Here is a 12,924-nt window from a genome sequence, read left to right as displayed (position 1 = left end):
ATACCACCACCATGCCCCAACCACCCCAAATCAGGATCCCCGCCACCTACATGCGCGGCGGCACCAGCAAAGGCGTCTTCTTCCGCCTCGACGACCTGCCCGAATCCGCGCGCGTCCCTGGCCCCGCGCGCGACGCGCTGCTGCTGCGTGTAATCGGCTCCCCCGACCCCTACGGCAAGCAGATCGACGGCATGGGCGGCGCCACATCGAGCACCAGCAAGGCCGTGATCGTCGCGCCCAGCACGCGCCCCGATCACGACGTCGACTACCTGTTCGGCCAGGTCTCGATCGACAAGCCGTTCGTCGACTGGAGCGGTAACTGCGGGAATCTAGCGTCGGCGGTCGGCCCGTTCGCGATCGCCTCCGGCCTGATCGACGCGGCGAAGGTGCCGCAGGACGGCGTGGCCGTGGTACGCATTTGGCAGGCCAATATCGGCAAGACCATCGTCGCTCACGTACCGATGACGAATGGCGAGGTGCAGGAAACCGGAGACTTCGAACTCGACGGCGTGACTTTCGCGGCAGCCGAGGTGCAGCTCGAATTCATGGACCCGGCGGCCGAGGAAGAAGGCGAGGGCGGCGGCGCCATGTTCCCGACCGGGAACCTGGTCGACGAACTGGAAGTGCCGGGCGTGGGCACGCTGCGCGCCACCATGATCAATGCCGGCATCCCGACCATCTTCGTGGAGGCCGGCGCCATCGGCTACGACGGCACCGAGCTGCAGGACGCGGTCAACGGCGACCCGCGCGCGCTGGCCATGTTCGAGACCATCCGCGCCCATGGTGCCTTGCGCATGGGCCTGATTGACAGCGTGCAGGATGCGGCCAAGCGCCAGCACACGCCGAAGGTGGCGTTCGTCGCCAAGGCCGCCAATTACGTCACCTCGAGCGGGCGCCAGGTCGCCGCCGGCGAGATCGACCTGCTGGTGCGCGCGCTGTCGATGGGCAAGCTGCACCATGCGATGATGGGCACCGCGGCAGTGGCGATCGGCACCGCGGCGGCGATCCCCGGCACCCTGGTCAACCTGGCAGCTGGTAGTGGAAGCGATGCAAAGCGTGATGCAGTGCGCTTCGGCCACCCGTCCGGCACCTTGCGCGTCGGCGCCGAGGCACGCGAGGAAGGCGGTGTCTGGGTCGTCAACAAGGCGGTGATGAGCCGCAGCGCGCGCGTGCTGATGGAAGGCTGGGTGCGGGTGCCGGGCGACGCTTTCTAGCGTTATCGGGTGCGGCCGCCACACCTTGTCGGGTTTCTGCCGGGTTTCAACCGTGCCAGGCTGGAGCGGTTGCGGTTTTTCGGGTTATGATTGCCGTCCAGAAACTTCTACTCACCAGCAGCGGGCACCGATGGACGACCTCACCCAAGCAAGGCCTGCGCGCGCGGCGGACAGCCCCGTGCGCGCACCCGCCGACGGCGCGTCCGCTCCATCGCGCACGGCGCTCGAGCAGCGCGCGATCTTCCAGAACGCCCCGGTCGGGATCGTGGTCACCCAGCCCGACCAGATCAATACCTTCAACCCGCGCCTGGGCGAGATGTTCGGCTACGCCCAGGAAGAACTGGACAGCCTGACGCCGATGCAGGTGTTTTCCTCGCTCGAAGCCTACCAGCAGCTGATCGCCGAGGCGATGCCGGTGCTGCTCGGCGGCGGCCTGTTTGAAAAAGAAGAGCAGCAGTTCCGGCGCCGCGACGGCAGCACCTTCTGGGCGCGCCTGCGCGGCTGCGCGGTGGAACCGGGCAACCGCGCCGCCGGCACCATCTGGATCGTCGAGGACGTGACCGATGCGCGCCGCGCAACCGATGAAATGCAGGCGATCATGACCAACGCCACGATCGGCATCATGTTCACCCGCGAGCGCACGATCCGGCGCGCCAACCCGGCGTTCTGCGCCATGTTCGGCTATGGGCTGGATGCTGCGCTGGGTGCCTCGACCCGCATCCTGTATCCGGACCAGCAAGCGTACGACGACCTGGGCGCCGAGGCTTATCCGCAGCTGGCGCACGGCCTGCCGTTTCGCACCGAGACCACGCTCGTGCGCAAGGACGGCGCGCGCGCCTGGGTTCAGATGATCGGCTACCAGGTCAATCCGCAGGACCCTGGCAAGGGCACCATCTGGATGCTGGAAGACCGTACCCGCGAACAGGCCGACCAGCGTTCGCTGCTGGAAGCGGCCGACGCGATCCGGCGCGCGCGCGACGAACTCGAAGTGCGGGTCGCCGAGCGCACCGCGGAACTGGCCGGCGCCAACGCGCTGCTGCAGGAGGAGATCAACGAGCGGCGCCAGGCCGAGGCGCGCGTGCACCACATGGCCTACCACGACAGCCTGACCGGGCTGCCCAACCGCGCGCTGCTGTCCGAGCGGCTGGACGCGGCGATGCGCGCCGCCAGGCAGGGCAATGGTGGCAGCGGCTGCAAGCTGGCGCTGATGTTCCTCGACCTGGACCGCTTCAAGAACATCAACGATTCGCTCGGCCACATGGTGGGCGACCGCCTGCTGCGCGACGTCGCCACGCGCCTGGTGGCGGCGGTCGGGCCCACCGACACCGTGGCGCGCCTGGGTGGCGACGAATTCGTGGTACTGCTGCCCGAAGTGAACGGCAGCGCCGAATGCCGCCGCGTGGGCGAGCGCATCATCGACGCGCTGGCGTCTCCGTGCCAGATCGAGGGCCACAGCCTGCACATCTCGCCCTCGATCGGGATCTGCGTGTATCCGGACGACGGCCTCGATGTGGAGACCCTGATGCGCCACGCCGACGCCGCCATGTATCAGGCCAAGGCGGCCGGCCGCAACAACTACCAGTTCTTCACCGAGCGCATGAACCAGGCCGCGGCGCGCCACTTCGAACTCGAGACCAGCCTGCGCGGCGCGCTGGCGCGCGACGAATTCGAGCTGCACTACCAGCCGATCATGTGCACCGTCACGCGTCGCCCGCGCGCGCTGGAAGTGCTGCTGCGCTGGCGGCGCGGCAAGGACAACGAGGGTGGCGGCGAACTGGTGGGGCCGGACGAATTCATCCCGATCCTGGAAGAAAACGGCACCATCGTGGCGGTCGGCGAGTGGGTGATCCGCAGCGCCTGCGCCCAGAACGTGGCGTGGCAGAGCGAGGGGCTGGACGTGGTACCGCTGGCGATCAACCTGTCGGCGCGCCAGTTCATGCACCAGGGCCTGGTCGATTCGATCCGCGCCAGCATCGAGGACAGCGGCATCGATCCGGCGCTGGTGGAATTCGAGATCACCGAGACTGCGCTGATGCAGCACGGCGGCCAGACGCTCGACATTCTCCGCCAGATCAAGGCGATGGGGATGTGCCTGTCGATCGACGACTTCGGCACCGGCTATTCGAGCCTGGCTTACCTGAAGCGCTTCCCGGTCAGGAAGATCAAGATCGACCGCGCCTTCGTGCGTGAGCTCGAAGGCAGCGCCGAGGACCGCGCCATCGTGGCGGCGGTGATGGCGCTGGCCAACAGCCTGCAACTGTCGGTGGTGGCCGAGGGTGTCGAGACTGAGGGGCAGTATGCCTTGCTGCGGTCGTTCGGCTGCCAGTTCGCGCAGGGGTATCTGTTTGCGCGGCCGTTGCCGGCAGCGCAGGTGGGGCGTTTGCTGGCGGGGTAGGGAGCGTTGGTGGCTCTGCCGCCAACGCGTTCAAACAGTGCGTGCGTCGCCGCTCAATCCTCGAGGATCGCCACCACCGGCGCATGATCCGACGGCTGCTCCCACTTGCGCGTATCGCGGTCGATGACGCAGGCGGTGCAACGCTTCGCTAGCGCGCTGGAGAGCAGAATGTGATCGATGCGCAGCCCCCGGTTGCGGCGGAACGCCATCTGCCGGTAATCCCACCAGCTGTACTGCTTCTCTGGCTGCTCGAACAGGCGGAACGCATCGGCCAGCCCCAGCCCCATCAGCGACTGCAGCGCCGCGCGTTCAGGTACCGAGCAGTGAATGCGGCCTTCCCATTCTGCCGGATCGTGCACGTCGCGGTCTTCCGGCGCGATGTTGTAGTCGCCCAGGATCGCGAACTGCGGATGCGCCGCCATCTCGGCCGCCACCCAGGTCTGCAGCGCCTCCAGCCAGCCCAGCTTGTAGCCATACTTGTCGGAACCGACTTCCTGTCCGTTCGGCACGTAGGCGCAGATGAAGCGCACGCCGCCAATGGTCGCCGCCAGCAGGCGCTGCTGCTCGTCGGCATAGTGCGGATTGTTCTTCACCACATCCTCGATCGGCAGCTTCGAAAGGATAGCGACGCCGTTATAGGTCTTCTGGCCCGAGAACGCGACCTGGTAGCCGGCCGCGTTCAGCTCGGCCACCGGGAACTTGTCGTCGGTGAGCTTGGTTTCCTGGATGCAGAGCACGTCGACAGGATTGGCTTCGAGCCACTGCAGCAGGTGGGAGAGGCGGACTTTGAGGGAATTCACATTCCAGCTTGCGATTTTCATGGTGTTCTTCTACGTTGACGGACGAGTGATGCTAGTAGCGGCCTGCGCGTAAAGCGATATATTGCTAATTGCCAACTCGACAGTATAGGGGGTAGCAGGTGTTTCGTGGTTCAGTTGACGCCGGTTGGAGCGCTTGGCGGCACGCCGTCAGTGCAGCCCGAGCAAGCGGAAGCAGCATGGAGTATTGTGTTCCTCTGGTAATATTTCGAATGGGTTGGTAGAATCGCAACGATTGGCAATCGATTTTGTTAGCAGACTGCCAAAAAACTTTGCTCTGGATCGCTATCGGGACTATAACGTGAGTTAGGCGGTCGCCTTCTTTACCTTGTGGTAGATTTGTTGCTTACTGGTAATAATAAAATTGCGTAGGTGCAACTTTCGATGTACCATGTGCGTGTCGTGAGGGAAGAGCCCGATACGCACACAGTTGTCGAGGCCAGTCGACGTGCGGTAGTGGTACTATTGTGAAATATTCGGTTTCACGAGTTAATAATCCGAACGCAAGATTTGAAAAGGACAGAAATGCGCAGTGCATTCGAAGCATGGGCCCAGCGTGAAGGCCACATCGTTCGCCGTCGCGAAGACAAGCCCGAGGAATACCTCGTTTTTGAAACCCAACGCCGCTGGGTAATCTGGCAGGCCGCGTTGGCGCATGGCGCGAAAGCGGCGGCCGATGCGCCGTCCAAGTTCGCCAAGGACGCCGACCAGAAACCGGCCATCGCGCCGGACGAAGCAGCCGTGCGCAACCGCGTGCTGAACGAAGTGCTGGACGCATTCAGCGAACTGGACGAGACCGCCGGCATGGAAGGCGTGCTGAAGGTCATCCAGGGCCTGAAGAAAAAGCAGAAGGCCGAGGCCGAAAAGGTCTGAGCCACGCCGGCCGTATGCATTACCGCCACTACAAGGGCGGCATCTACGAGCTGGTCTGCGAGGCAGTGCTGGAGGCGGACCACACCCCGGTGATGGTCTATCGCGGCCGCGACGGCGCCGTGTGGGTACGCCCCCGCGCCGCCTTTTTCGAGACCGTCGACATCGATGGCACGGCAGTGGCGCGCTTTGCGCCGGTCGCCGCGCCGGCGGACTGGCCGTTCGCGGCGCCGGCTGCCACGCAGCCGGCTTCCCAGTCGACCTCGCAGCTTACGTAATTCGCGTACTTCACGCGGACGCCTTCAGCAATCGCCCGATGCTGCCGTTAAAGGAGCATCAGCATTCAGGTGTCCTCATGCCGTTTCTCTTTCGCTCATACGTCGCCGCCGCAGCCGTTTCCCTGTCCACCTTGCTGGGCGGGTGCGCGACCATTTCCGATTCTCCCGTCCAGCAGCTCGAACTGCATGCCGTGCTCGACCATCGCGAGATCGGCGGGGTGGGGTGCATTCTCAGCAACGACAGCGGCCGCTGGTACGTAATCGCGCCGGGTCGCGTGACCGTTACCCGCAGCGCGCAGCCACTGTCGGTCAGTTGCAAGAAAGAGGGTACGGCGGTTGCCGCCGAACTGGTGCAGGCGCGGCTCGATACCGCCAACCTGATCGGCAATGTGGTGATCAGCGCCGGGCTCGGCTATTTCGTCGACCGCCAGTCCGGCGCGGGCTACGGCTATCCGGCGGTGCTGACGGTGTTGATGCAGCCGGGGCAGAAGGCGCAGGACGGGCAGGCGCCGTCAGGCGAAAATGCGGTGGCGACGCGGATGTTCTGAACGCCGCCGGCGTTGCAGTCGGTCCCATATCGCCATCCGAAAGAAAAGCCACCAGCGCGCGAGCGGTGATGGCTTTTTTGTACTGATAAATCGACCGGGCAGCAAATGCCGCCCGATCAATCAATCACACACGGTTCATCAGGAACGTCGTCAGCAGCGGCACCGGACGGCCGGTCGCGCCCTTGTTCGCGCCCGATTTCCAGGCAGTGCCGGCGATGTCCAGGTGGGCCCAGGTGTACTTGCGGGTGAAGTTCTCCAGGAAGCAGGCCGCGGTGATCGAGGCCGCGCCCGGGGTGCCGATGTTGGCCAGGTCGGCGAAGTTCGACTTCAGCTGGTCGTTGTAGATCTCGCCCAGCGGGAAGCGCCATGCCACGTCGCCGGCTTGCTTGCCGGCCTGCAGCAGCTCGTCGGCCAGCGCGTCGTGCGCGGCGTCGTCGCGGGTGAACAGGCCGCTGGTGTGGTGGCCCAGGGCCACAATGCAGGCGCCGGTCAGGGTCGCGATGTCGACCACCGCCGCCGGCTTGAAGCGCTCGGCGTAGCTCAGGGCGTCGCACAGGATCAGGCGGCCTTCGGCATCGGTATTCAGGATCTCGATGGTGGTGCCGTTCATCGCGGTGACGATGTCGCCCGGCTTCGAGGCGCGGCCCGACGGCATGTTTTCGCAGGCGGCCACGATGCCGATCACGTTCAGCTTCAGACCCATCTCGCCGATGGCGCGGAAGGTGCCCAGCACCGAACCGGCGCCGCACATATCGTATTTCATCTCGTCCATGCCAGGACCGGGCTTCAGCGAAATGCCGCCGGTGTCGAAGGTGATGCCCTTACCGACCAGCACCACCGGCGCGTCTTTCGACTTGCCGCCGTTGTGCTTGAGGACGATGAACTTCGGCGCTTCGTCGCTGCCCTTGGCCACCGACAGGAAGCTGCCCATCTTCAGCGCTTCGAGCTGCTTACGTTCGAGCACTTCGATGTCGAAGCCGTAGTCGTCGGCCAGCTTGCGCGCGGTATTGGCCAGGAAAGTCGGGGTGCAGACGTTCGGCGACAGGTTGCCCAGTTCGCGCGTCAGGTTCATGCCATTGGCGATCGCCGCGGCCTGGGCCAGGGCGTTCTTGCCGATGTTGCCGACCGAACCGCTAGGGGCGGCGACCACGATCTTGCGCACGCCGGTGAGGGCCGGATCTTTCTTGCTCTTCTGGCCGTCGGTACGGAATTCGGCTTCGCTGGCGCCCAGCACCAGTGCGCGCAGCGCCCAGTTTGCGTCGCGCTCTTTCACGCTCTCGAGCGGGAATGCGATAATGGCGTCGTTCGAACCGAGGGTGGCGAACACCTTCAGCGTGGCGCTGACGGCGCTGCTGAAGCTTTTCTCGGTGACGGTGTCGTCAGCGCCCATGCCGACCAGCAGTACGCGCGCCGCGGTGATGCCGGCCACGCCGCGCAGCAGCAGGGTCGAACCGGGCTTGCCGCTGATGTCGCCCGACTTGATCGCCGCGCTGATCGCACCGTTTGCGTCCAGCGCTTGTGCAGCAGCCGACAGTTTCTTGTTCTCGAACACCGCCACTGCCAGGCAGCCGGTTTTCGCAGCGGCCAGGGTGTTTTTTGTGTCGAATGCTTTTATGCTAAAGTCCATTTGGTTCTCCGTTTCGTTTTTCGCGGCGGACTGCCTAATCTGCAATTATAACGACTCTATTGAATGATTTTCCGACGTTCCCTGCAACGTGAACTGGCGAGCGCCGCGGGCGCTACTTTCACGGTGCTGTTTTCCATCCTCGTCACCTGGACCCTGATCGCCATCCTGGGCCGGGCCGCGGGCGGCAAGGTGGCATCCGGCGACGTGCTGGCGCTGATCGTATTCCGCAGCGCCGAGCTCCTGCCCATCATCCTGATCCTCACCAGCTTCATCGCCGTGGTGGCCACCGTCACGCGCAGCTACCGCGATTCCGAAATGGTGGTGTGGTTCGCCTCGGGCCAGTCGCTGGTGGCGTGGATCCGTCCGGTCTTGATGCTCGGCCTGCCGATGGTGGCGCTGGTGGCGACACTGTCGCTGGTGGTCACGCCATGGGCCAAGATGAAGAGCGCCGAATTCGTCGAACGTTTCCAGAAACGCGAAGACCTGCAGCGCGTGGCGCCGGGCCAGTTCCGCGAATCGAGCTCGAACGACCGCGTGTTCTTCGTCGAACGCAGCACCGAGGGCGCGACCGTGGTGCAGAACGTGTTCGTCAACAGCGCCGACGGCAACAAGCATTCGGTGGTGGTGGCCAAGCAGGGCGTGATCGAATCGGACGGCAAGGGCGGCCAGTTCCTGGTCCTGAGCAACGGCCGCCGCTACGAGGGCGTGCCGGGCCAGGCCGACTTCCAGACCATGGAGTTCGAGCGCTACAGCATGCGCGTCGCGACCCAGGTGCCGGTGCTGGGCGCCGACGTGCCGGTCGCCGCGCTCTCGACGCCGGTGCTGCTGGCGGCGCCGAACCGGTTCTCGGAAGCCGAACTGCTGCAGCGGATCGCCGCGCCGATCACCTGCCTGGTGTTGATGCTCCTGGCCATCCCGCTCGGCTTCGTCAATCCGCGTGCCGGCTCCTCGGCCAACATGATCCTGGCATTGCTGATCTTCTTCACCTATAACAACCTGGTGCGCCTGTCCGAGGCCAGCGTCAAGCAGGGCAAGATCAGCTTCGCGATGGGCTGGTGGCCGTTGCACCTGGCCGCGATCCTGGTCGTCGTCGGCCTGTTCGCCTGGCGCCTGAACGTGAACCATCGCTATCACCCGCTGGTCATGTTCAATGCCTTCAAGCGCCGCCGCCTGTTGAACAAGGCGCCGCTCGCCGCACGCGAGGAGGCCAAGGCAGAATGAAGATCCTCGATCGCTACTTCACCATCAACATCTGCCAGGCAGTGGCTTTTGTATTGGTCGCCTTCCTGGCGCTGGTCGCCTTCATGGACCTGACCAGCATCCTGCCGTCGGTGGGTAAGAACGACTTCGGCATCCAGCACGCTTTCCTGTACGTGCTGCTGCTGGTGCCCGGCAACGTGTACCAGGTGATGCCGGTGGCGGCCCTGATCGGCACCATCTACACGATGGCGCAGTTCGCAGCCAGCTCCGAGTTCACCATCATGCGCGCCTCGTCGATGTCGACCCGGCAGGCGGCCTGGATACTGTTCAAGATCGGCGCGCTGTTCGTCATCGTCGCCTTCATCTTCGGCGAGCTGATTACACCGCGCACGGCGCCGGTAGCCGAGCGCATGCGCGTGACGGCCAAGGGCAGCTCGGTGTCGACCGAATTCAGGTCCGGCATGTGGACCAAGGACAGCGTGCACGAAAACGGCGTGCAGGGCCGCATCACCGGCTCGCGCTTCTTCAATGTGCGCCGCATCGCGGCCGACGGCCAGCTGGAAGACGTGCGCCTCTACGAGTTCGACAACAATATGCGCATTCGCTCGCTGGTGACGGCGGCGCGCGGCAGCTACGGCGGCAACAACACCTGGCGCCTGTCGGATGTCAGCGAAACCCTGTTCACCAACAGCCGCGAACTGCCGGCGCCCGGTTCCGCGGTACCGGCCGGCCAGACCATCCAGAGCACCTACGGACAAGAGACGGCGGCGGTCAGCACACGCAAGCTCGCCACCTACGAACTGGCTTCCGAGATCACGCCGCGCATCCTGTCGGTGTCGCGCTCGGACCCGGAACGCATGTCGGCGGTGGAGCTGGCGGTGTACACGCGCCACCTGGCCGAAAACCGCCAGGAGACCGAACGCTTCAAGGTCGCGTTCTGGAAGAAGCTGATCGATCCGCTGTCGATCTTCGTGCTGATGGCGCTGGCGCTGCCGTTCGCCTACCTGCATACCCGCAGCGGCGGCGTCAGCCTGAAGATCTTCATCGGCATCATGATCGGCGTGAGCTTCCTGTTGATTAACTCGCTGTTCTCGCACCTGGGCGTGCTGACGATCTTGCCGGCCTTCCTGACCGCGGTGGCGCCGAGCATGCTGTTCCTGCTGATGGCGCTCGCTGCGCTGTGGTGGGTGGAGAGGCGCTGATGAAACGTGGACTGATTCTGTTTGCGCACGGCGCGCGCGCCGCTAGTTGGGCCGCGCCGTTCGAGCGTCTGCGCGAGCAGACGGCGGCGCGCCTGCCGGATGCCGAAGTGGCGCTGGCCTTCCTCGAACTGATGACGCCCGGACTGCCGGAAGTCGCGGCCGCGATGGTCGCGCGCGGCATCGGCGAGATCACCGTCGTCCCGGTGTTCCTGGGGCAGGGCGGCCACCTGCTGCGCGACCTGCCGGCGCTGGCCGACGAATTGCGCGCGGCGCACCCGGGCTTGCGCCTGGATGTGGTCGGCGCCATCGGCGAAGACGCGGGCGTGCAGCGCGCCATGGCCGACTACTGCGTCGCCTCCCTGGCATAGGCTATTTGCCATTCCAGCATCGCGTGCAAACGATCATTTGCTGATCGTGATTTTGTATTAATTTAACACTCGTTCCGTATCATTTTGCCGCATAAAATTCACCTCATGCTTCAAGCATGAGGTGAGCTCGTGCATGATTGATCCTGACCCTCTTGCGCCACTGGCGCGATTTTCCCAGGACTCATCCCATGTACACCGAACCTGATCTGGCCCCGGTCGGCATCGTCGACGACCGCGACACCCTGTTCTCGACCCTGCGCAGCGGCGACCTCGCCGCCACCCTCAGTCCCATCGACAGCGGCCTTGCCACCGGCGGGCGCTGGGTGATCGACGCCCAGTCGCGTCCGGGCCTGTTCAAGATCGACTACGATCCCGCGGTCGACACCAGCGCGCGCCTGCTGATCGCGGACGCCTCCAGGCTGCAGACCGACATGCCGGTAACGGTCACGGTGCATTACTACGACCACTTCCAGCTCGACGCCAACGGCAAGCCACTGGCGGGACGCGGCATCGCCGAGACCCTGGTGTACACGGTGGAGGCGGGGGCCACCAAAGAGCTGGATCGCTTCGGCAGCGAGTTCGCGCTCGGCGCGGCCGGCCACGCCGCCAGTCCGACCGCCAGTCCGGCGATGGCGACGCTGAAGGACGGCGGCTTCGTCACCGTGTGGCAGTCGTCCGGTACCGACGGCGGCCAGCTGTGGGGTCAGGTGCGCGACGCCGCAGGCAACGCGCGCGGCGCCGCCTTCGCCGTCACGTCCGGCCAGGACGCCGCAGCCGAAGGCGAACCCACGGTCGCCGCGCTGCACGACGGCCGCTTCGTGGTCGCCTACACCGTACGCAGCGGCGACGCCGCCCACATCGCCTATCGCATCGTCGGTCTCGATGGCAGCGCCGGCGCCCAGCAATTCGCCGATGCCGGCGTGGCCGGCGACAGCGCCACGCCCGACATCGCGGTGCTGGCCGACGGCTCGTTCGCGCTGGCCTGGCGCGCCGACGGCCAGGTGCAGGTGCGCCAGTTCGGTCCCGATGGCGCGCCGTTGGGCACCAAGCAAACCTTCGGCGCCCTCGGCAGCGCCTACGACCCGAGCATCGTCGCCCATGGCGCGGGCTTCGTCGTGGCCTGGGGCGAGATCGGCGACGGCAACGTCTATACCGCGCAACCGGGGCAGGCGGCGACCATGGTCAGCGGCGACGGCTACGCCGCCAGCATCACCACCACCGCGCCGCTGGCGCACGTCGCCGCGCTGGCCGATGGCGGCTACGTGGTGGCCTGGGACAGCTACCTGAATTCGCCGTATGGCTTCGCCCAGAGCGACATCTTCTTCCAGCGCTACGACGCCGCCGGCCACGCGCTGGGCGCCATGACCCAGGCCAACGTCGACGGCGGCGCCGGGCGCTACGACGCCACCGTGGCGGCGCTGGACGATGGCGGCTTCGTGATCGGCTGGCAGTCGCAGGCCGGCGACTTCGACGGCAACGGCATCTTCGCGCGCCGCTTCGATGCGGCGGGCGAGGCGCTCGATGTGCGCGAGTTCGCGGTCAACGAATATCGCCAGGGCGACCAGGCCAGTCCGGTACTGACGGCGCTGGCCGGGGGCGGCTTCGCGTTATCCTGGCTCGATATCCAGGCCGATGGATCGGTGCAGGTCGAAGCCAGAGTGCTGGCCGGCGATACGCATTTGAGCACGACACCCATGCCGGATAATCCGTCGTCCCCTCCCGATGATGCGCCGCGGCCCGGCGCCGGTTCGGGTGTGATTGGCGGTGGGGGCGGTTTCGTTGCGCCAGCGCTGTCGGGGAGCGCCGGTACCGATGTCTTCACCGCCGGCCCCGGTAGCCAGGTGATCGATGGACGGGGCGGCATGGACAAGGTGGTCTACAGCGGCGCCAGGGACGGCTTCCTCGTGAATCCCGTCGGGTGCGGCTTCACGGTAACCGACCTGGCGGCAAATGGTGGCGTCGATACGCTGCTCGGTGTCGAGCGTCTCGCTTTCGACGATGGCGCGGTGGCGCTTGACATCCATGGTGTCGCGGGCCAGGCCTATCGCCTGTACCAGGCGGCCTTCGACCGTGCGCCGGACTTGAGCGGGCTGGGTTTCTGGATCAATGCGCTTGATCACGGAGTAGGCCTGGAGCACGTCGCAGCCAGGTTCGTCGACAGCCCCGAGTTCATCGGGCGCCACGGCCATACCACTGACGCCCAGTTTCTCGATCTGCTGTACCAGCATGCCTTGCATCGCGACCCGGACGCACAGGGCTTCCAGTTCTGGCTGCATGCGCTGGAGCGGGAACATGTCCCGCGCGAACACGTGCTGGCGGAGTTCAGCGAGAGCCCGGAAAATCAGGCGCAGGTGATTGGCCTGATTCAGCACGGGATCGATTTTATCGGCTAGAGCAATCGGCG

The 12,924-nt window shown here is 65.6% G+C and carries 10 protein-coding genes and 1 pseudogene; 9 read left to right on the top strand and 2 right to left on the bottom strand.

From position 1 onward, the window contains the following. Positions 1–11: 11 nt before the first annotated feature. Positions 12–1,214, top strand: a complete 1,203-nt coding sequence (gene prpF / locus RTQ83_RS01780) for a 2-methylaconitate cis-trans isomerase PrpF (protein WP_312510844.1) — start codon at positions 12–14, stop codon at positions 1,212–1,214. Positions 1,215–1,344: 130 nt separating this feature from the next. Beyond that, entirely contained in the window at positions 1,345–3,609 is a 2,265-nt protein-coding gene (locus tag RTQ83_RS01775; protein ID WP_312510843.1) for an EAL domain-containing protein, read from the top strand. A gap of 53 nt (positions 3,610–3,662) precedes the next feature. Here the strand turns inward: RTQ83_RS01775 and xth are convergent, their stop codons facing one another. Further along, entirely contained in the window at positions 3,663–4,430 is a 768-nt protein-coding gene (gene xth, locus RTQ83_RS01770) for an exodeoxyribonuclease III (protein WP_312510842.1), read from the bottom strand. Positions 4,431–4,952: 522 nt separating this feature from the next. On the opposite strand from xth, the gene RTQ83_RS01765 reads away from it, so the two are divergent. The 3 genes and pseudogenes from RTQ83_RS01765 (at position 4,953) to RTQ83_RS01755 (ending at position 6,123) form a co-directional block, all read left to right on the top strand. After that, positions 4,953–5,300: a hypothetical protein gene (locus RTQ83_RS01765; protein ID WP_312510841.1), complete on the top strand. Its 348-nt coding sequence runs from the start codon at positions 4,953–4,955 to the stop codon at positions 5,298–5,300. Positions 5,301–5,314: 14 nt separating this feature from the next. Further along, a pseudogene (locus tag RTQ83_RS01760) lies at positions 5,315–5,497 on the top strand (DUF1653 domain-containing protein); the annotation flags it as partial. A gap of 155 nt (positions 5,498–5,652) precedes the next feature. Continuing rightward, on the top strand, positions 5,653–6,123 hold the full coding sequence (locus tag RTQ83_RS01755; RefSeq protein WP_312510840.1) for a hypothetical protein: 471 nt from the start codon (positions 5,653–5,655) through the stop codon (positions 6,121–6,123). A 124-nt stretch (positions 6,124–6,247) separates the two neighbouring features. Here RTQ83_RS01755 and RTQ83_RS01750 read toward each other — a convergent pair whose 3' ends face one another. Next, the gene (locus RTQ83_RS01750; RefSeq protein WP_312510839.1) at positions 6,248–7,750 is read right to left on the bottom strand and encodes a leucyl aminopeptidase; all 1,503 of its coding nucleotides are present in this window, start codon (positions 7,748–7,750) and stop codon (positions 6,248–6,250) included. Between the two features lie 63 nt (positions 7,751–7,813). Between RTQ83_RS01750 and lptF the strand changes: the two genes are divergently transcribed. The 4 genes from lptF to RTQ83_RS01730 all read left to right on the top strand — a co-directional run bounded on the left by lptF (position 7,814) and on the right by RTQ83_RS01730 (position 12,913). Continuing rightward, complete coding sequence (gene lptF, locus RTQ83_RS01745) at positions 7,814–8,971, top strand: LPS export ABC transporter permease LptF (RefSeq protein WP_312510838.1); 1,158 nt, start codon at positions 7,814–7,816, stop codon at positions 8,969–8,971. Further along, positions 8,968–10,152, top strand: a complete 1,185-nt coding sequence (lptG, locus tag RTQ83_RS01740; RefSeq protein WP_312510837.1) for an LPS export ABC transporter permease LptG — start codon at positions 8,968–8,970, stop codon at positions 10,150–10,152. The genes lptF and lptG overlap by 4 nt, the downstream gene beginning before the upstream one ends. Then, on the top strand, positions 10,152–10,520 hold the full coding sequence (locus RTQ83_RS01735) for a CbiX/SirB N-terminal domain-containing protein (protein ID WP_312510836.1): 369 nt from the start codon (positions 10,152–10,154) through the stop codon (positions 10,518–10,520). The genes lptG and RTQ83_RS01735 overlap by 1 nt, the downstream gene beginning before the upstream one ends. 188 nt (positions 10,521–10,708) lie before the next feature. Next, entirely contained in the window at positions 10,709–12,913 is a 2,205-nt protein-coding gene (locus RTQ83_RS01730) for a DUF4214 domain-containing protein (RefSeq protein ID WP_312510835.1), read from the top strand. Positions 12,914–12,924 lie beyond the last annotated feature (11 nt).

The organism is Massilia sp. (assembly GCF_031995545.1).
Lineage (GTDB): Bacteria > Pseudomonadota > Gammaproteobacteria > Burkholderiales > Burkholderiaceae_D > Telluria.
This window is presented reverse-complemented; position numbering and strand designations above follow the sequence as displayed.

Excerpts from the sequence above, each read along its gene's own strand:
- xth (WP_312510842.1), bottom strand. The coding sequence starts at position 4,430 with ATGAAAATCGCAAGCTGGAATGTGAATTCCCTCAAAGTCCGCCTCTCC.
- lptF (WP_312510838.1), top strand. The coding sequence starts at position 7,814 with ATGATTTTCCGACGTTCCCTGCAACGTGAACTGGCGAGCGCCGCGGGC.
- RTQ83_RS01765 (WP_312510841.1), top strand. The coding sequence starts at position 4,953 with ATGCGCAGTGCATTCGAAGCATGGGCCCAGCGTGAAGGCCACATCGTT.
- RTQ83_RS01750 (WP_312510839.1), bottom strand. The coding sequence starts at position 7,750 with ATGGACTTTAGCATAAAAGCATTCGACACAAAAAACACCCTGGCCGCT.
- RTQ83_RS01730 (WP_312510835.1), top strand. The coding sequence starts at position 10,709 with ATGTACACCGAACCTGATCTGGCCCCGGTCGGCATCGTCGACGACCGC.
- RTQ83_RS01755 (WP_312510840.1), top strand. The coding sequence starts at position 5,653 with ATGCCGTTTCTCTTTCGCTCATACGTCGCCGCCGCAGCCGTTTCCCTG.
- RTQ83_RS01735 (WP_312510836.1), top strand. The coding sequence starts at position 10,152 with ATGAAACGTGGACTGATTCTGTTTGCGCACGGCGCGCGCGCCGCTAGT.
- prpF (WP_312510844.1), top strand. The coding sequence starts at position 12 with ATGCCCCAACCACCCCAAATCAGGATCCCCGCCACCTACATGCGCGGC.
- RTQ83_RS01775 (WP_312510843.1), top strand. The coding sequence starts at position 1,345 with ATGGACGACCTCACCCAAGCAAGGCCTGCGCGCGCGGCGGACAGCCCC.
- lptG (WP_312510837.1), top strand. The coding sequence starts at position 8,968 with ATGAAGATCCTCGATCGCTACTTCACCATCAACATCTGCCAGGCAGTG.